Origin of the sequence: Clostridium weizhouense, assembly GCF_019431045.1 — a bacterium.
Taxonomy (GTDB): Bacteria; Bacillota; Clostridia; order Clostridiales; family Clostridiaceae; genus Clostridium; species Clostridium weizhouense.
The window spans coordinates 126,247-145,454 of the sequence record NZ_JAHXPT010000002.1 but is presented as its reverse complement, the minus strand read 5'-3'; the positions used below and the strand labels follow the sequence as shown (position 1 = coordinate 145,454).

Sequence of the window (19,208 nt, the reverse complement as noted above, 5' to 3'; positions counted from 1 at the left end):
GATATGCTTAAACTTGATATAAGAAAATTAAGTCCTAAAAATATAAATTTCAAAAATATAACTACTAAAGGTAAAAAAGGCAAAAAGAAATTTATTGTAATTGGTATATTAATCATTTTAGTAGGTGGTTTTACCTTTTTAAAACTAAAGTCTCCTAAGCAAGCAATGGATGTACAATATAATGTTCTTCAAAAAACTAATATTATAAATAGTATTAATGTTTTAGGAGATATTAAAAGTGATAATTCCACTAACGTGTATACTAATTCTACTAATATAGTTAAGGAAATTAAGGTGAAGGTTGGAGATAAAGTAAAAAAAGGAGATGTTTTAGCAGTACTGGATACCGAAAAATTAGAGAGAGAAATAGCACAAACAACAGAAACAGTTAATGCTTCTGAATCCAACGCTAAAATAGAACTTGAAAGTAAAAAATCTGCTTATGAAAATGCAGTTTATATGAATGAAAATAATTTGAATACAGAAATTATAAATGCAACTACAGCTATAGATTCAACTAAAAGAGATTTAGATGATAAACAAAGAATTTATGAATACAATAAAGTGCTTTTAGGTTATGGAGAAATTTCAGAACAGGATCTAAAAAAAACTGAAACTGAGTATAAGAATGCAAAATCTGATTATGATAAAGCTTTAGTTGTATTAGAAAATGCAAAGATTAAGGTGAATGAAGATATTAAGAATCTTAAAAACAGTTATGAAACTGCACAAACAAATTATAATAATAGAAGTGAAAGAATTGCACTTGAAAATAAACAAAATGAATTACAAGAATGTATAATTAAAGCACCTGTTGATGGAACTATTACTAGTGTAAATGCGGTCGTAGGAAGTCCAAGTACAGGAGCACTTTTTGAAATTGAAGATTTAGATAACGTAACAATATTTGTATCTATAAAAGAAGTTGATGTTACTAATGTTAAGCCAGGACAAAAAGCTAATATAAAAACAGATGCAACAGAAGATATTGAAATTGAAGGAGAAATACAAGGTATTGATCCTACAGCTAAGAAAGAGAAAGCACCTCAAGGAGAAACACAATCAAGTAATGATGTTAATTTTGAAGCCAAAGTAAAAATGAAAGAACCAAATGATAAAATAAAAGTTGGTATGAATGCTAGAGTAAATATTATTTTAGAGGAAAAAGATGATGTATATGCAGTACCACATGAAAGTATAATAGAAGATGAAAATGGAAGTAGTATATATGTAGCAGAAAAACAAGAAGGAGAGCAATATATTGTTAAGCAATTACCTGTAACTATAGGTATGGAATCAGACTTTAATGTTGAAATATCTGGTGATGAAATTAAGGACGGATTAATCATTCTTTCCAATCCTTCAAGTTATACTGTTGGAAGTAATATCGAAATAAAAGGGGATGGTGCTGTTGAAGGATAATATAATAGAAATGAAAAATATTATAAAAAGCTTTTATATAGGCACTCCTAATCAATTAGATATATTAAAGAATATTGATATAAATGTAAGAAGAGGTGAATTTGTATCTATTGTTGGAGCTTCTGGTTCTGGTAAAAGTACTTTAATGAATATAATTGGTGCACTTGATAGACCAACTTCAGGGAGTTACATTTTAGATGAGAGCAATATAAATGAATCATCAGATAATCATTTATCAGAAATACGTAATAAGAAGATAGGATTTGTATTTCAAACTTTTAATTTAATTCCTAGAAGTACTGCATTAAAAAATGTAGAATTACCAATGCTTTATGCAGGAATGGATAAGAAAACAAGAATAGAACGTGCAAAGAAGCTTTTAGAACTTGTAGATATGCAAGAAAGATTAACACATCTTCCAAATGAACTTTCTGGGGGACAAAAACAAAGAGTTGCAATTGCTCGTGCATTAGCAAATGATCCAAGCATCATACTTGCGGATGAACCAACAGGAGCACTTGACTCTTCAACAGGTAGATTAGTGATGGATTTATTCCATAAAGTTCATGAAACTCAAGGAAAAACTATAGTATTTATAACTCACAACTATGAATTGGCAAAGGAAACAGAAAGAATTATAACTTTAAGGGATGGAAAAATAATATCAGAAGAGTACAATAAACAGTATTCTAGAAGATTTCCAGAGGGTGAAAAGTTATGTTTATAAAAGAAAATATAATACTTGCTATAGCTGGAATAAAATCTAATAAGATGCGTTCTGTATTAACGATGCTTGGTATTATAATAGGTATTTCATCTGTTATAGCAATTGTCTCAATAGGGAATGCAATGACATCTTCTTTAACCAATACATTAGCTAAAAATGGTGCAACCAATATTAATGCTTATGTATCTCCTAAAGTTGATGAAAATGGTGGAGAAAGTTATGATTCTGATATTTGGAAAAATCTAAAAGAAGAGGATTGTTTTTCAAATGAACAGTTAGATAATGTAAAAAAACTTTTTAGTGATAGAATTGAAACTATAGCTTTAAGAGAAATGACAGGAATGGGAAAAGCAAAAGATGGTTATTTATATGCCAATGTAAAAATTAATGGAGTAAATGATGGTTATAAAGAAACTGGTAATATAAATATGATAAAAGGGAGATTTATAACAGATAAAGATCTTAAGGGAAGTAGAAAAGTTGCGGTAGTTTCTGATAAGTTTGTAAACAATATGTTCAAGAATAATACAGATCCATTAGGAAAAGAAATTAAAGTATATTGCAGTGATGTTGTACAAACTTATGTTATTGTAGGGGTATATAAATATGAAGCATCACCATTTGAAGGCCCAAATAAAGCAACAGAAAAAGATATGCAAACACATTTATATATTCCTATAACTACAGCAAAGGCTTCAGCAAAGAACAAGAATTATTCTGAAATTACAATAAAACCTAAAGCTAATATCGATGTAATGAAATTAACAGATGATCTTGTAAAATATTTTGATAAATTGTATAAGACTAATAAACAATGGCATGTGGATGTCTACAATATGGAAAGTCAGCTTAAAGAGATGACTTCAGCACTTAATACTGTATCATTAGCTATATCAGTAATAGCAGCTATATCATTACTTGTAGGAGGAATAGGAGTAATGAACATAATGCTAGTATCAGTTACAGAGAGAACAAAAGAAATTGGTACGAGAAAAGCATTAGGTGCTAAGAGTTCATATATAAAAACACAGTTTATAATAGAATCGGTTATAATATGTGCTATTGGTGGAATTATAGGAATACTTTTAGGAATGGGAATTGGAGCAATCGCATGCTTATTATTAAAAGCACCAATAATAATATCAGTAAGTACAATTCTTATAAGTTTCACATTCTCAATGGCAATAGGAGTATTCTTTGGATATTATCCAGCTAAAAAAGCAGCCAATTTAGATCCGATTGAAGCTTTAAGATATGAATAATAGAAATTTAAATTTAAAAATATAATCAAAAAACTCTATATAATTTTTTTGTGAAAATAAAATTATATAGAGTGCCATAATTAATAACAAAAGAGTTATCTTTGAAATGATTATAAGAAATCATTTTTAGATAACTCTTTTATTTAAAAACAATTTTAGTTAGGATCTCGAAAATTTATTTGATAATTATATACTGCTTTAGATACTTGTCCTATTTTTTCTTCAGCATCATCTAATCCTTTTGTATAAACTATTAATATGTACGGGTTTTCACATGTTATAATACCTATATCGTGAATATAATCATTGCTTGATCCTATTTTATGAGCAACTATTTCTTTAGGTATATATTTATCGATTCTGGTATGGGTATCTGTAGATTGTAAAACTTTAATTAAATGTGCATAATTAGAATCATCTTTATTATCATATATATGTTTTAAAATTTTTAATTCGGATTCCGGTGTGGTAATATTATCCAAAGATGATAATGGAATATTAAATATATCCCAAACTTGTTCTCTTACTTTATCATGTCCGCCCAAATAATCACCAACCATATTAGTTGCAATATTATCAGAATTTATTATAGATAAATCTAATAAATCTTGAACTTTCATAGGTGGTATATTATCTAAATCTTGTAATATACCTGTACCTTCTTCATAATATTTATCTTTATAATTGATAAAAATATTAAGTAAATCTTTATTTTGTTTAACTTTTTCATATGCTAATAAATTTAATGAAACTTTATAAGTGCTAGCAGCAATAAAAGTATCATTTTCATTAAATTTTATATATTTATCAGAATTTAAATCATAATATATAAATCCAAAATCTTCTTTATCAGTACCTAAATATAATGAAATTCTATCCTCAAGATTATATTTATTATTATTTAAAATATATAATTTTTCGTTCTCTGTTAAATCAGAATTTAGTAAATCAGAACTTATGGATATTCCTGTAGTCAATTTTGTAGGAACAACATTTTTGGAAGAATTTGAATCAATTGTATTATTGTCATTATTTTCATCGGTGTATTTATAAATATCAGTATCTATTTTAAAATTTTGAGATCTACTTTTTATATAAATAAAGGAAAATAAAAGCGACACTATTAAAATAGATATGATTATTATCAATATAAAATACTTTTTTATAATCCTCATTTTTCATCTCCTGTAAAAATACTTCTCTTAAAGATTGTATGAAATATAAAAAATAATGTCAATCAATTTTAAGATTATAATTTATATAAGTTCCAATAAAGTTTGTTCATTAAAATAAATTTAAAAATATTTACAAATAATATTACTGACCACTACATTTAGGAACTTATATAGAACATATATATTAAAATAAAAAATAATATAAGTTCTACTTTTTATATAATAACAATAATATTAATTTATAAGAACTAATTAATGTGTCTCACATCATTACATAAAAATAATACTAATTATAATAAGGAGTGATTTCATGAATAGAATATCAAGTTATTCTTTACGTTTAATTAATAAGATAAGTGAGGCAAAAGAAATTAGTTATTATGAACTAAAGAAACATTTTGAAAAATATGAGGCTATAGTAGATGAAAGATTTTATAATAGTTTTAATTTAGATATAGAATTAGATAAATTGGAACAGAGTGGATTAGTAAGAGAAGATGAAGGTATTATAATATTTCAAGAAGCCTAAAAATTATATTTTAAAATAGAAACTTAGGCACATTTAAAAAATAATAGACTAGTATAATAATTTATTTGATCTATTATTTTATTTCATGTGCCTTATAAAATCCCTAAATATATAATTTAGGGATTTTATAAGCTTTAAAAATTTTATATTTTTTTGCAATATTCAGCTATTGAATTTGCAGCATTCATACCACTGTTTACAGCACCTTGTATCCAGCCATGTTTATTAGAGGTATGTTCACCAGCAAAATATACTTTGTTATTATATTCAGGTTTTGACATTACATATGAAAAAAGAGTATGTTGATTTGGAGTAAAATAACAAAATGCACCTAAAATTCCTTGTACATTATCCCAAGTAATTGTTTTAAAATCTGTTACAACTGAATCAAGGTATTTATTAGGTAATCCATGAACCATTTCAACTTGTCTTTTTATTGTTTCAAAGCGAATCTTATCATTCAGATTTCCTAAACGTATGGCGTCCTGTCCAAGATTGTAAGACGCTAAAAGTACTCCTGAATTATTATATTTATTAGATGATTTTATATCATAAGAAGGATACCATATAGTCTGAATTGATAAATCAGTGGAAGAACCACCGCCGAATATCTTTTCATCATAGAGTCCTTTTTCCCAAAAACGTTCATTACAAAGAAAAAGTGTTTTTTGAGATGAGGAATAATTAACCTCTTTTATTGCTTGCATTTTTTGTGTACTAAACATTGGATAAATGTTTATATTTCTGAGGCTTGAAAGAGGAATTGTGCAGATAATATAATCAAAATCTTTACTAAATTTTTCTAAAGAATTTTCACACTTATACTCAAGGATAACTTTATTAGTTTTTCTATTTTCAAATATACTAGTTACTGTTTTCCCATTTTCTAAAGTGACTTTTCCTAAATTTTTTTTTTCAATATTAGTGTATTCTTTGGGATCTTTAGAATTTAATGAATTGTAAAAAGCAAGAGGTAAATTATTAAATCCACCAACTATTTGATATCTATAAGCATAATCTACACTATAATCTTCTTGTAAATTTTCTAAATAGCTATTATTATAAAAAGCACCAAGGAAAGGAACAATGCATGAAATTAATTCTATAGCACCTTCACTTAAATTCATTTTTTTTAAATTATCTCTTATACTTAAGCTGTCCAAAGATTGGATTAAAATAGGATATTGCTTTTTTATATGTAATAGTTCTTTTCTTATAGATGGATTTATCTTTAAAAGATTATCTCCTAAAGCATAATCTATAAGTTTTTGCCATGATGTGTTTTTTTCAGCTGGGGTTAAATTAAATTCAGGATAGATTTCCTTCATCACATTTTTACCTTTAGAATCATTTCTTACACGTTTATTTCTTATATATATGAATGCATTTTCATTTGTTTGTACGAAAGGTATTGTTTGTAGATTAAAAAGATCTATATAGTGCCATGTAGTTTCATGACTTACTGGTATACGCATAGCTCCAAGTTCACCATAGAGGTTTTTATTTTTATCAAAATAATGGGTATGGATTCTACCACCAATATGCTGTTTTTTCGTTTCAAAAATTGTAATATCGAAGCCTAGTTTTCTAAGTTCAAAAGCAGAAGATAAACCAGCAAGACCAGCGCCTATTATGCCTATTTTAATATCTTTACAATCTGTTGAAGAGGCAATGGTTGTAATATCTTTTGGCGGACTAAGTGATGATACTACACTATTAAAATCTTCAATACGATTTGCTTGTTTTAAAGCAATTTTTAACATTTCTTGTCTTTCTTTATTAGAAGGATTAGATGGTTGGAGATTTCTATTTTTTGCATTCAAATAAATTCAACTCCTTTTATAAAAGAATAAGTTCTACATTAAGTATATTAATTAGATAAAATTAAAAGAACAATTAGATTAGTTTAATCATATATGATTGAATAAATTAGCTGTAGATAGAAAAACATAAATATATCTAAAATTTGGTGTTCTTTAGAATTTCAAAATTTATATTATTTAAAGAATTTTATATGTGTATTGGAATAGAAGATTTATGTATAAGCAAAATAGTAAAAATATAAATATATAATATTGACAAGATAAGTAGGGTTAATTATAGTATATATAGATACATATCTATATAAAAACAGACTAATTTTTTGATTTAAGTGAGAGCTTGAATTATTATTTAAAGGTAAAAATTTAATTTAAAAGAATTTATTTATTTTCTTTAATCTAGAAAAGGCTTGAGTGTTATATAGATTTTTAATAATAAATTTGTAATGGAGGTAGAATGAAAAAGATAGATTTAACACATGGAAAAGTATTAAGTGTACTAATGATATTAGCAATACCAATAATGGGAAGTTCTTTATTACAATTTGCTTATAATATTATAGATATGATATGGGTAGGAGCACTTGGAAGCAATGCTGTAGCAAGTATTGGATCATCAAGTTTTTATATAGGACTTGGATACTCTATAAATGCATTAGTTGTTATTGGCACTGGAATAAAGGTTGCACACGCAGTTGGTAGGAAAAATGAAATTGAAGTAAAGCAATATATTAATGCAGGAATAGTTATTAATATTACAATAGGGATAATTTATTCATTAGCTCTTGTATTATTAGGTAAAGATTTTATTGATTTTTTAAATATAAATAATTCTGTTGTAGAAAAAGATGCTTATCTATATTTAGCATTAAGTGCACCTATGATGTTTTTTGCATTTTTTAATTTATTATATACAAGAGTTTTTGGGAGTTTTGGGAATAATAAAACAGCTTTAAAAATAAACACTATAGGAATAATTATAAATATAGTATTAGATCCATTATTTATATATGTGTTTAATATGGGAGTTTTAGGAGCTTCAATTGCTACATTAATATCTAATATAATTATGTTTATTATATTTATATCAACCTCAAAACAGACTTTAAAGTTTGATTGTAGTATTGGTATAGATTTAAAAAAAGTATTGGAAATAATAAATTTAGGTTTTCCTATGTCTTTTCAAAGAGTGTTATTTACACTTGTAAATATAATTCTTGCGAAGATAATAGCAATTTTTGGGTCAGATGCTATTGCAGCTCAAAAGATAGGAGTTCAAATAGAATCAATAACTTTTATGGTTATAGGAGGATTAAATGGTGCAGTAGCTAGTTTTGTTGGACAAAATTTTGGGGCTAAAAAATATTATAGAATTAGTGAAGGATATAAAATGGCTTTAAAAATAGGAATTATATATTCTATGATAACAGGGGCTTTATTTATAACAGTGCCAGAATTATTAGTAAAAATATTTGTTAGAGAAGAAAATACTATAATAATTGCAAGTCAATATTTAAGGATAATTGCTTTTTCACAATTATTTAGTACTGTAGAGATGGTTTCAAATGGATTGTTCACTGGAATAGGAAAGCCAAAAGTTTCAGCAACTATAAGTATAGTATTCACTAGTTTAAGAATTCCTATGGCTTTATTTTTTACAAAATTAATAGGATTAGATGGGATATGGTTAAGTATTGCCTTATCAAGTGTATTAAAAGGTATTTCAGCGTATTTAATGTATAGATTAAAATATGTTTTAAATGAAAGTTGATATTTATAATATATAATGTATAGATAGTATAAAAAAATAGAGATAGACTTAAAGGTTTGGAAGGGGTATGAAAATGCTTAATGATTTAAAAAAATTATTTACTGCATCAGAATTATTAAATGGAAATTTTGGAGTGGAGAGAGAAGGGTTAAGAGTTGATAAACAGGGTAATTTATCTTTAAAACCTCATCCAAAACAATTTGGAGAAAAGATGAAAAATCCATATATAACAACAGATTTTTCAGAAAGTCAGCTTGAATTGATTACACCTATATTTAATAAAACGGATAAATTATATAATTTTTTAAGTGTACTTTATGATATTGTAGCTTTAGAACTAGAGGGTGAATATATTTGGCCGCAGTCTATGCCATGTATAATACCAAGTGATAATAAAATTCCAATTGCAAGGTTTGATAAAACTCCTACAGGAGAAGAAGCTAAAAAGTATAGGGAAAATTTACTAAAGAAGTATGGTCCTAAAAAACAATTAATTTCAGGGATTCATTACAATTTTTCTTTTAGTGAGGAAATGACTAAAAGATTGTATGAGGATGAAGATAATGATTTAGACTATAAAACTTTTAAGGATAATTTATATCTTAAAGTTGCAAGGAATTATCTAAGATATAGATGGTTATTGATATATTTGTTAGGTGGAACTGGTTTAATTCATGAAAGTTATGCAAAAGAATGTGTAAAAAAACTTAAGGAAGTTACAAATAATGTATTTTCAAATGATGGAGCTTTATCATATAGAAATAGTGAGTGTGGATATACAAATAATACAGATTTATTTGCCGATTATAATTCTACAAAGGGATATGTTGAGAGTTTAAAAAGCTTTATAAATGATAAAATTATAGAAAGTCATAAAGAATTTTATAGTTCAATTAGATTAAAGGCAAAAGATAATAATAATTTTTTTGAATCTCTTATTAATGATGGTATTGATTATTTGGAATATAGAAGTATAGATATTAATCCTTTTGATAAAGCTGGGATAAGTCTAGATGATTTGAATTTTTTACAAATATTTAATTTGTTTTTACTGGTTGCTGATGAAAGCAGTTATGATAAATGGCAAGAAGAGGCATTAGAAAATCAGAAGCTTATAGCACGATATGGTCATAATGATATAATGTTAAAAAAAGATGGAAAAGAAATTTCAAAAGAAATATGGGCATTAGATATATTGGAAGATATTAAGAATATTAATAAAAAACTTAATTTAGGAAAAGAAGAAATTCTCTTTAAGATGATAGAAAAAATACGAGATTATAAATGTACATATTCATATAAAATTATTGAAAAAGTGAAGAGTGAAGGGTATATAGATGCACATCTAAATCTAGCAGAAAATTATAAAAAAGATGCATATAATAAGAGATTTAAGTTAGAAGGATATGAGGATTTAGAGCTATCTACGCAACTATTAATAAAGGAATCTATAAAAAGAGGAATAAAAGTAGAAATAAGTGATAGAAGTGAAAATTTTATAAAGCTTAAAAAAGGTAATAGGGTAGAGCATGTAAAACAAGCAACAAAGACTTCAAAAGATAATTATGTTACTGTGTTAATTATGGAAAATAAAGTGGTAACTAAAAAAATACTTGATGATAATTGTTTAAATGTTCCTAAAGGGTATGAATTTAATTCATTTAATGATGCTGTATTAAATTGCACTAATTTTAGTAATAAGCCAATAGTAATAAAGCCTAAGTCAACTAATTTTGGAATTGGAATAAGCATTTTTCCAGATGGAGTAGAGAAAAGTGATCTAATAAAAGCTATAGAAATTGCTTTTAAGTATGATAATACAGTATTAGTTGAGGAGTTTATAAAGGGAAAAGAATATAGATTTTTAGTTATAAATGATAAGGTTGTAGGAATACTTCATAGAGTACCTGCAAATGTAATTGGAGATGGAGTTAAATCTATAAAAGAATTGGTTGAAATTAAAAATCAAAGTTCTTTAAGAGGAAAAGGATATAAAACACCTTTAGAAAAAATAAATTTGGATGAAAATGCAGAATTATTTTTAAAACAAAATAATTTAAATTTTGATTACATACCTAATAAAGGCGAAATAGTTTATTTGAGAGAAAATTCAAATATTAGTACTGGTGGAGATAGTATAGATTATACAGATATTATTCCAAAAAGATTTAAAACAGTAGCCATTGAAGCAACAAAAGCAGTGGGTGCTAAAATATGTGGAGTAGATATGATGATAGAAGATTATCAAGATGAAAACTCTTCATATGGAATAATTGAATTAAACTTTAATCCTGCTATTCATATTCATTCTTATCCATATAAGGGAATAGAGAGAAATATAGCAAAAGAAATATTAAACCTATTAGAGTTTATTTAGTTAGTTAAAATTTATAGAGGTTATCTTAAAATAAAGCAACTATGTTTTAAAAAATCAATATTAACTTAAAACTTAATAAATTAATTGAGGACATCTTAAATGTATAAAGATATTTTTGAGATGTCCTCTTTGTTATATATATTCTAAAAAAAGCTTGTTCATTAACATTATATTGTTATTTTTTAATATCATATGTAATAATTATAATATTTATGAATTTTATTAATTAGAATTTATATATTTACTTTATATTAAATTAAAAGCTAAATTGAATTTTAATAATATGTTTTTAAAATTATTTTGTAACAGTCAATAAAAAATTGAATAATATAAAACATAGATAAACATTAATATATAAAGAATTGATGGTTATTAATAAATATCGGTATATTGATATTTTAAAGATATTAGTCTATACTATATATAGATGTATATCTATATATAGTATGAGATTAAAATATTAATATTAAGTATAAAAAGGAGAGAATGCTATGAAAAATATAAATAAAATGATAATTTTTGATCCAGCAATGTGTTGTTCAACTGGAGTTTGTGGTCCATCTGTTAATCCAGAATTATTAAGAGTTGCAACAGTATTAAACACTTTAAAGAACAAAGGAATAATGGTTGAAAGACATAATCTTACAAGTAATCCTCAAATATTTGTAACTAATAAAATTATAAATGAAATATTAATGATAAAGGGTGTAGAGGCTCTTCCTATTATTATGGTAAATGGTAAGATAGTAAAAATGGGCAGTTATCCTAGTAATAAAGAATTTTGTCAATTATTAAATATACCAGAGGATTATTTAAAAGCAAATATAAAGAGACCTACTAAATGTAACTGTAAAGGTGGATGTTGTTAATTATAGATAAAAATAATAAGTTTATGTATCGTATTTTACAATATATAAAGGAAGGAAGATAAAAATGTTTAAATTATTTGATTTAGAAAAATTAAATTTAACCAAATATTTATTTTTTACTGGTAAAGGTGGAGTGGGAAAGACTTCAACTGCTTGTGCAGTAGCAGTTAATTTAGCAGATTTAGGAAAGAAAATAATGCTTGTTAGTACAGATCCAGCTTCAAATCTTCAGGATGTATTTGATATAGAATTAAATAATAAGGGAGTTAAAATAAAAGATGTTCCTAATTTAACAGTTGCAAATTTTAGTCCGGAAGAAGCTGCTGCTGAATATAGAGAAAGTGTTATAGCTCCTTATAGAGGAAAGTTACCGGAAGCTGTTTTGAATAATATGAAAGAACAACTTTCAGGTTCATGTACAGTTGAAATAGCAGCTTTTAATGAATTTTCATCAATGATAACAGAGAAAAGTATAAGTGATGAATATGATCACATTATTTTTGATACAGCTCCAACAGGGCATACATTAAGAATGCTTCAATTACCTTCAGCGTGGAGTAATTTTATTAGTGAAAGTACTCATGGGGCATCATGCCTTGGTCAACTTGCAGGATTAGAAGATAAAAAAGATATGTATAAAAAAGCAGTTGAGACTTTAGCTGATAAAGAAAAGACTACACTTATACTTGTTTCAAGACCAGAGATAACCCCTTTAAAAGAAGCAGAAAGAGCATCTAAGGAACTTCAAGATATTGGAGTTGAAAATCAAGCTTTAATTGTAAATGGAGTACTTCAACAGTGTGATGATTATTTGTCTAAATCCATTTATCACAAACAACAAAATGCACTAAAAGATATTCCAGAAGGATTAAAGAATATTGAAACTTTTGAAATTCCGTTAAGACCTTATAATATAACAGGGCTTAAAAATGTAAGATCATTGTTAAAGGATAATTCTATTATAATAGATAATGAAATTTTAAATGTAACTGAAATACCAAAACTAAATAGTATAATTGAAGATTTATATAAAAATGATAAAAAAGTAATATTTACAATGGGAAAGGGTGGAGTAGGTAAGACTACTATAGCTGCGGCAATTGCACTTGGATTATCAAAAAAAGGTAAAAAGGTACATTTAACAACCACTGATCCTGCTGGGCATTTGAAATTTGTATTAGATGAAAGTTATGGAATTTCATTAAGTAATATTGATGAAAAGGAAGAACTTGAAAAATATAAAGAAGAAGTGTTAATTAAAGCAAGAGAAAACAATATGAGTGAAGAGGATATAGCTTATGTTGAAGAGGATTTGAGATCACCATGTACTCAAGAAATAGCTGTGTTTAGGGCTTTTGCTGAAATAGTTGAAAGATCAGAAAATGAGGTTGTTGTTATTGATACAGCTCCAACAGGGCATACTTTATTGCTATTAGAATCAACTGAAAGTTATAATAGGGAAATTGTTAGATCAAAGGGAGATATTCCAGAATCAGTTATAAAGCTTTTACCAAAATTAAAAAATGATAAAGAAACTGAAGTTATAATTGTAACCTTAGCAGAAACAACACCAGTTTATGAAGCTATGAGACTTCAAGAAGATTTAAATAGAGCAGAAATTTATAGTAAATGGTGGGTAATAAATTCAAGTCTTTATGCTACAAATACTAGTAATGAGATATTAAAAGCTAAGGCTAGCAATGAGATAAAGTGGATAAATAAAGTAAATGAAATATCTAAAGGTAACTTTGGTGTTATAGAATGGAAAGCTGATGAGGTAAAGGGGAATACACTTAAAGAATTATTAGATTAGTTAGAAGCACAATATCACTACTAAACTATTAATACTAGGTTAGTAGTGATATTTATTATAATATTTCTAATTTGATACTTTATTATACTTGAATTAACATTAATGGACTGGACTATAGAGTAATTCTCATGAAAAAATTTAGTAAAAACTTAGTAATGTACATTAATAAATAAAATTTTAAACAATTAATGTTCTAGATATCTATATAATGTAGATTTACTAATTCCAGTTTCATTTTTTATTTCACTTAGACTGTATTTTTTACTTTCATACATAATAATAGCACGTTTGACATTTTCATCAGGCTTTTTTGGCCTTCCGGGAGTAAGTCCTTTTTGCTTTGCTTCATATAATCCTTTTTTTGTTTTTTCACTTATAACATCACTTTGAAATTTAAGCAGATGTTTTATAATTTCAGTGAAATTATATCCATTCTTATTACTTGTATCAATTTCTTCATCAAGAGATTGAAAAAAGGCTTCTTTTTTATCTATTATTTCTAATAGTTCAACTAAATGCCGAGTTGAATCAGCTAAGCTAAAAAGTTTTGTAACTATTATTTTATCACCTTTATTAAGATTATTTATTATATCTTTTAATTTTAATCTTTTCTTTGGAGAGGAATGTGCCTCTGAAATTATAATTTCACAATTAACTTTTTTTAAGTTCTTTAACTGAACCTCACAGTTTGTATCTTCTTCATATGGTCTCATATATCCAATTAACATTTTTATTCTCCTATTATTTAAAGAATTTATTTTATTATATCATAATTTAAATAATTAAAATCAGTTTTAAAATGGTTCCTTTTTGGGACGATATATGTTAAACTAACTTTACTATAAGATAAAAATGAGTTTTTACAAGAGAAAAAATAATAGATATGAGGTGTATAAAAAATTGAATAAAAATTTAAAAGTAGAATGGTTTTCAAATGCTAGAGCGGACATTCTTGCAGGAATTGTTGTATGTATGGCATTAATACCCGAAGCAATAGGATTTTCTATAGTAGCAGGAGTTGATCCTATGGTTGGAGTGTATGCGTCTTTTTGTATGTCTCTAATTATATCAATTTTTGGTGGTAGAACAGGAATGATATCAGCAGCTGCTGGTGCTATGGCATTAGTTTTAGCAAGTTTAGTAAAAGATTACGGAATAGAGTATATGTTAGCAGCAACAATACTTACAGGTATATTTCAAGTAATATTAGGTTTTTTTAAAATAGGAAATTTATTAAAATTCATACCTAAACCAGTTATGATTGGATTTGTAAATGCTTTAGGAATAATGATGTTTAAATCACAATTACCTCATTTTAATGGAGGATTTATTTTATTAATTTTAGGAGCGATAGGAGTTTTAATAATTTATTTATTTCCAAAGTTAACAAAATCAGTTCCTTCTCCTATAATATCAATAATAGTAGTTACATTAATAGTTTTTATATTTAAAATTGATGTAAAGACTTTAGGGGATATGGGGAAAGTAACTAGTGAGTTACCTAAATTTTTAATTCCTAATATACCATTAAATATGGAAACTATAAAAATAATATTACCATATTCAATATCGCTTTCATTAGTAGGTATCGTTGAATCATTATTAACAGCTCAGTTAGTTGATGATTTAACAGATACTCCGAGTGACAAGAATAGAGAGTGTATAGGGCAAGGTTTAGCTAATATGGTATCAGGCTTTTTTGGTGGAATAGCTGGGTGTGGAATGATCGGTCAAACTATAATAAATCAAACTTATGGTGGACGAGGTAGATTATCAACGCTTATATCAGGAACAGCAATGTTAATTTCGGTGATAGTATTAAATAAATTTGTAACACAAATACCAGTAGTTGCGCTAGGAGCAGTTATGATAGTTGTATCAATAAGTACTTTTAACTGGGAATCAATAAAGAGAATAAGAAAAGTACCTAAATCAGATACATTTGTAATGATTTCAACAGTAGTAACAGTTTTGTTAACTCATAACTTAGCTTATGGAGTTATTGTAGGAATAATTTTGAGTTCTATATTTTTTGCAGCTAAGATATCTGAAATTAGTGTTGAAAAAATAAAGGAAGATAAAAAAGTTATATATTTAGCTCATGGTCAATTATTTTTTGCATCTACTTTAAAATTTATTAATAGTTTTGATTTTACAGAAGATGTAGATACTGTAGATATTAATCTTTCGAAAGTTAGAATATGGGATGAATCAGCGGTTGACAGTATAGATAAAGTTGTGATTAAATTTCATAAAAATGGAATTAAGACTAACTTGATAGGTATGAGTACTCAATGTTTAGAATTAATAGATAGAATGTCTATACATAATAAGCCAGGTAAATTAGATGTGGCTAGTGGTAATTAATTTTTTATAATGATTAGGGATTGTCTTAAAAAAGAGTTTTTTAAGACAATCCCTAAATTATACCTATAATTTTACTCCTACGTTCTAATAAGATTACATCCATCCATTCAGAATTATTCATTTTAGCTATTTTCTCTCGAATACCTATTTTTCTAAAACCACATTTTTCATGTAACTTTATACTTGATAAGTTCTCTTTTATAATTGCAGATTGTAGAGTCCAAAATTGATTTTTTTCAGATAATTCAATTAAATATTTTAATAAATGTTCACCTATTCCTTTTCTTCTATACTTTTCGTCTATGTATATGCTAACTTCTGCAACTCCACTATATACAGGTCTACCGGAGGTAGGACTTAATGCTATCCATCCTAATATATTCTTATCTAAGCGGGCTACTAATCTACATGATTTTATATGATTATTATTCCAATCATTCCATGTAGGAAGTTCTTTTTCAAATGTAGCGTTACCAGTCTTAATACCTTTGGAGTAAATTTTAAGAACCTTGTCCCAATCATCTTTATACATTTTATCAATTATATAGTTCATAATGTATGATTCTCCTTTATATATTTACAATAATTTCCTTGAATATAATTTTAGTTTAAATAAAATGATAGTTCAAGTATTTTTACAGATATAAATATTATTATTAAAACATGTATAATGCATATATTATGTAAATCTTGACAAAATAAGTAGGATATATTAATCTATACATAGATTTATATCTATATAAGGAGGAAATTATGGAATCTAAATATGAATTAAATGCAAAGATATTTAAGGCTTTAAGTGATCCTAATAGACTTAAAATAATTGATATATTATCTTGTGGTGAAAAATGTGCTTGTGAAATATTAGAACATTTTGATTTTACTCAGCCAACGTTATCTCATCATATGAAGGTACTAAACGATTGTGGATTAGTTAAATTTAGAAAAGAAGGTACTTGGAATTATTATAAATTAGATATGATTAATTCTAATAAATTAGTTTTATTTTTGATGAATGTAGTTACAGAAACTGAAAATTGTATCTGTAATTCCGAGTGTTCTTGTAGAAATAATAAACAATAAAATAAGAAAGGAGGAAAAGTAATGAAACCAAAGGTAGCATTTATATGTGTGCATAATTCTTGTAGATCACAGATGGCTGAAGCATTATCTAAAATTTACGCAAGTGATATTTTTGAAAGCTATTCAGCTGGAACAGAAACAAAGCCTGAAATAAATCAAGATGCTGTGAGAGTAATAAAAAAACTATATAATATAGATATGAATGAAACTCAAAAATCTAAGTTATTAAAGGATATACCAGATGTAGATATAGTAATAAAAATGGGTTGTAATGTTGTTTGTCCATTTTTACCTGCAAAGTATACTGAAGATTGGGGATTGGAAGATCCAACAGGTAAAAGTGAGAAAGAATTTATAAAAACTGCAAAGTCAATTGAAGATAAGGTAAAAGATTTAGCTACAAGAATTAAGAATAATTTAATCTTTGATTAACATTTATAATAAAGTCTATAATTTATCAGCTATAAGGAATTTATAACACATATATATGTTGCAATAATAATATTCGATAAATTAAAAAAATTCTATATTATTTTGTTGAAGATTTAAATTTGCAACATATATGATTAATGTAATATATAAATTTGAGTATCTAGAAATAATATTATAAAAATTAGAAAGGAACATTTATAAATGAAAAAATTTTTTAATAGTTTAATATTTAAGTTGTTATTATCAGTCATTTTAGGACTTATAATTGGGTTTTATTCACCTGCATATTTTATGAATATTATAGTTACACTAAAATATGTTTTTGGTCAAATTGTAATGTTCGCAGTACCACTAATTATAATTGGATTTATAGCACCATCTATAGCAAAGTTACGAAGTAATGCTTCTAAATTATTAGTTTATGCCGTATCTTTTGCTTATATATCATCTGTTGGTGCAGCAGCATTTGCAGCTATATTTGGATATATATTAATTCCTAAGATTTCAATTTTTTCAAATGTTGGAACTTTAAGAGAATTACCAGAAATTATATTTAAGTTAGATATACCACCAGTTATGTCTGTTATGAGTGCATTAGTTTTATCTATTATGATTGGACTAGCAGTAACTTGGACAAAGGCAGATATGTTTGAAAAATTATTAGAACAATTTCAAAACATAGTTTTAAGCATAGTAAATAAAATTATAATTCCTATATTACCAATGTTCATAGGAACAACATTCGCAACATTAGCTTATGAAGGAACTATAACAAATCATCTTCCAGTATTTTTCAAAGTAATTATTATTGTAATGATAGGACATTTTATATGGCTTACTACTTTATACTTTTTGGGAGGAGTTATATCAAGAAAGAATCCAATTGAGGTTATAAAATATTATGGGCCAGCTTATTTAACTGCTGTAGGAAGTATGTCTTCTGCTGCAACATTACCAGTTGCTGTAGAATGTGCTAGAAAATCTAAAGTTTTAAGAAAAGATATTTTAGATTTTTCTATTCCTCTTTTTGCTAATATACATCTTTGTGGTTCAGTATTAACAGAAGTATTTTTTGTAATGACAGTATCTAAAATACTTTATGGAGAGCTTCCAAGTATTTCATCTATGGTTTTATTTATATTATTACTTGGGGTATTTGCAATAGGAGCACCTGGTGTACCAGGGGGAACAGTTATGGCATCACTTGGTTTAATAGTTAGTGTACTTGGATTTAACGAAACAGGTACAGCACTTATATTAACAATATTTGCCATTCAAGATAGTTTTGGAACAGCTTGTAATGTTACTGGTGATGGTGCATTAACACTTATGCTTACAGGTATAGCAAATAGAAAAAATATAAATTAAAAAAATTATAGATAGTATAAATTAAAAAATTACAAATACTAGCTATAAGACATATTCAAAAAATAATAGATCACAGTGTATGTTAATTTATTTTGTGTGATATTGTGTAAGTAAATTTAGCTAATAGCTATTTATTAACTAAATTTACTTTTTTGTTCAACACAAAATATATAACGCCACTTTGATCTATTAT

The 19,208-nt window shown here is 26.1% G+C and carries 16 protein-coding genes; 12 read left to right on the top strand and 4 right to left on the bottom strand.

What is annotated here, in order from left to right; genetic code table 11:
- Positions 1–3: 3 nt before the first annotated feature.
- The 3 genes from KYD98_RS03335 to KYD98_RS03325 are packed head-to-tail and all read left to right on the top strand — an operon-like array spanning position 4 to position 3,411.
- Positions 4–1,422, top strand: coding sequence for an efflux RND transporter periplasmic adaptor subunit (locus KYD98_RS03335; RefSeq protein WP_219778167.1), 1,419 nt, complete (start codon positions 4–6; stop codon positions 1,420–1,422).
- Positions 1,412–2,149 carry an ABC transporter ATP-binding protein gene (locus KYD98_RS03330; protein WP_308462428.1) on the top strand — a complete coding sequence of 246 codons (738 nt, stop codon included), beginning with the start codon at positions 1,412–1,414 and terminating at the stop codon, positions 2,147–2,149. The genes KYD98_RS03335 and KYD98_RS03330 overlap by 11 nt, the downstream gene beginning before the upstream one ends.
- Complete coding sequence (locus KYD98_RS03325) at positions 2,140–3,411, top strand: ABC transporter permease (RefSeq protein ID WP_219778166.1); 1,272 nt, start codon at positions 2,140–2,142, stop codon at positions 3,409–3,411. Before KYD98_RS03330 ends, KYD98_RS03325 begins: the two co-directional genes overlap by 10 nt.
- A gap of 155 nt (positions 3,412–3,566) precedes the next feature.
- Here KYD98_RS03325 and KYD98_RS03320 read toward each other — a convergent pair whose 3' ends face one another.
- Positions 3,567–4,586: a serine hydrolase gene (locus KYD98_RS03320; RefSeq protein ID WP_219778165.1), complete on the bottom strand. Its 1,020-nt coding sequence runs from the start codon at positions 4,584–4,586 to the stop codon at positions 3,567–3,569.
- A 310-nt stretch (positions 4,587–4,896) separates the two neighbouring features.
- Here KYD98_RS03320 and KYD98_RS03315 point away from each other — a divergent pair, with 310 nt between their 5' ends.
- Positions 4,897–5,115: a DEAD/DEAH box helicase gene (locus KYD98_RS03315; RefSeq protein WP_219778164.1), complete on the top strand. Its 219-nt coding sequence runs from the start codon at positions 4,897–4,899 to the stop codon at positions 5,113–5,115.
- A 143-nt stretch (positions 5,116–5,258) separates the two neighbouring features.
- Here the strand turns inward: KYD98_RS03315 and KYD98_RS03310 are convergent, their stop codons facing one another.
- A complete protein-coding gene (locus tag KYD98_RS03310) occupies positions 5,259–6,878 on the bottom strand; it encodes a flavin monoamine oxidase family protein (RefSeq protein WP_219778406.1) in 1,620 nt (539 codons plus the stop codon).
- Between the two features lie 514 nt (positions 6,879–7,392).
- Here KYD98_RS03310 and KYD98_RS03305 point away from each other — a divergent pair.
- The 4 genes from KYD98_RS03305 (at position 7,393) to arsA (ending at position 13,765) form a co-directional block, all read left to right on the top strand.
- The gene (locus KYD98_RS03305) at positions 7,393–8,706 is read left to right on the top strand and encodes an MATE family efflux transporter (protein ID WP_219778163.1); all 1,314 of its coding nucleotides are present in this window, start codon (positions 7,393–7,395) and stop codon (positions 8,704–8,706) included.
- A gap of 73 nt (positions 8,707–8,779) precedes the next feature.
- Complete coding sequence (gene gshAB, locus KYD98_RS03300; RefSeq protein WP_219778162.1) at positions 8,780–11,083, top strand: bifunctional glutamate--cysteine ligase GshA/glutathione synthetase GshB; 2,304 nt, start codon at positions 8,780–8,782, stop codon at positions 11,081–11,083.
- A gap of 500 nt (positions 11,084–11,583) precedes the next feature.
- Positions 11,584–11,952 (top strand): arsenite efflux transporter metallochaperone ArsD, encoded by a 369-nt coding sequence (gene arsD / locus KYD98_RS03295; protein ID WP_219778405.1) that lies wholly within the window; start codon positions 11,584–11,586, stop codon positions 11,950–11,952.
- A 64-nt stretch (positions 11,953–12,016) separates the two neighbouring features.
- Positions 12,017–13,765: an arsenical pump-driving ATPase gene (arsA, locus tag KYD98_RS03290; protein ID WP_219778161.1), complete on the top strand. Its 1,749-nt coding sequence runs from the start codon at positions 12,017–12,019 to the stop codon at positions 13,763–13,765.
- Between the two features lie 185 nt (positions 13,766–13,950).
- Here arsA and KYD98_RS03285 read toward each other — a convergent pair whose 3' ends face one another.
- On the bottom strand, positions 13,951–14,493 hold the full coding sequence (locus KYD98_RS03285) for a recombinase family protein (protein ID WP_219778160.1): 543 nt from the start codon (positions 14,491–14,493) through the stop codon (positions 13,951–13,953).
- Positions 14,494–14,665: 172 nt separating this feature from the next.
- Between KYD98_RS03285 and KYD98_RS03280 the strand changes: the two genes are divergently transcribed.
- The gene (locus tag KYD98_RS03280) at positions 14,666–16,132 is read left to right on the top strand and encodes a SulP family inorganic anion transporter (protein ID WP_258049608.1); all 1,467 of its coding nucleotides are present in this window, start codon (positions 14,666–14,668) and stop codon (positions 16,130–16,132) included.
- Positions 16,133–16,184: 52 nt separating this feature from the next.
- On the opposite strand, the gene KYD98_RS03275 is transcribed toward KYD98_RS03280, so the two are convergent.
- Positions 16,185–16,685: a GNAT family N-acetyltransferase gene (locus KYD98_RS03275; RefSeq protein ID WP_219778158.1), complete on the bottom strand. Its 501-nt coding sequence runs from the start codon at positions 16,683–16,685 to the stop codon at positions 16,185–16,187.
- Between the two features lie 200 nt (positions 16,686–16,885).
- Here KYD98_RS03275 and KYD98_RS03270 point away from each other — a divergent pair, with 200 nt between their 5' ends.
- The 3 genes from KYD98_RS03270 to KYD98_RS03260 all read left to right on the top strand — a co-directional run bounded on the left by KYD98_RS03270 (position 16,886) and on the right by KYD98_RS03260 (position 19,015).
- Positions 16,886–17,215 carry an ArsR/SmtB family transcription factor gene (locus KYD98_RS03270; RefSeq protein ID WP_219778157.1) on the top strand — a complete coding sequence of 110 codons (330 nt, stop codon included), beginning with the start codon at positions 16,886–16,888 and terminating at the stop codon, positions 17,213–17,215.
- Positions 17,216–17,236: 21 nt separating this feature from the next.
- Positions 17,237–17,647 carry an arsenate reductase ArsC gene (locus KYD98_RS03265; protein WP_219778156.1) on the top strand — a complete coding sequence of 137 codons (411 nt, stop codon included), beginning with the start codon at positions 17,237–17,239 and terminating at the stop codon, positions 17,645–17,647.
- A gap of 201 nt (positions 17,648–17,848) precedes the next feature.
- On the top strand, positions 17,849–19,015 hold the full coding sequence (locus tag KYD98_RS03260) for a dicarboxylate/amino acid:cation symporter (RefSeq protein WP_219778155.1): 1,167 nt from the start codon (positions 17,849–17,851) through the stop codon (positions 19,013–19,015).
- The last annotated feature ends 193 nt before the right edge of the window (positions 19,016–19,208 follow it).

Bases quoted from the DNA above. Each gene is read 5' to 3' on its own strand.
- KYD98_RS03335 (WP_219778167.1), top strand. From the start codon at position 4: ATGCTTAAACTTGATATAAGAAAATTAAGTCCTAAAAATATAAATTTC.
- KYD98_RS03325 (WP_219778166.1), top strand. From the start codon at position 2,140: ATGTTTATAAAAGAAAATATAATACTTGCTATAGCTGGAATAAAATCT.
- KYD98_RS03320 (WP_219778165.1), bottom strand. From the start codon at position 4,586: ATGAGGATTATAAAAAAGTATTTTATATTGATAATAATCATATCTATT.
- KYD98_RS03315 (WP_219778164.1), top strand. From the start codon at position 4,897: ATGAATAGAATATCAAGTTATTCTTTACGTTTAATTAATAAGATAAGT.
- KYD98_RS03310 (WP_219778406.1), bottom strand. From the start codon at position 6,878: ATGTTAAAAATTGCTTTAAAACAAGCAAATCGTATTGAAGATTTTAAT.
- KYD98_RS03305 (WP_219778163.1), top strand. From the start codon at position 7,393: ATGAAAAAGATAGATTTAACACATGGAAAAGTATTAAGTGTACTAATG.
- gshAB (WP_219778162.1), top strand. From the start codon at position 8,780: ATGCTTAATGATTTAAAAAAATTATTTACTGCATCAGAATTATTAAAT.
- arsA (WP_219778161.1), top strand. From the start codon at position 12,017: ATGTTTAAATTATTTGATTTAGAAAAATTAAATTTAACCAAATATTTA.
- KYD98_RS03285 (WP_219778160.1), bottom strand. From the start codon at position 14,493: ATGTTAATTGGATATATGAGACCATATGAAGAAGATACAAACTGTGAG.
- KYD98_RS03275 (WP_219778158.1), bottom strand. From the start codon at position 16,685: ATGAACTATATAATTGATAAAATGTATAAAGATGATTGGGACAAGGTT.
- KYD98_RS03270 (WP_219778157.1), top strand. From the start codon at position 16,886: ATGGAATCTAAATATGAATTAAATGCAAAGATATTTAAGGCTTTAAGT.
- KYD98_RS03265 (WP_219778156.1), top strand. From the start codon at position 17,237: ATGAAACCAAAGGTAGCATTTATATGTGTGCATAATTCTTGTAGATCA.
- KYD98_RS03260 (WP_219778155.1), top strand. From the start codon at position 17,849: ATGAAAAAATTTTTTAATAGTTTAATATTTAAGTTGTTATTATCAGTC.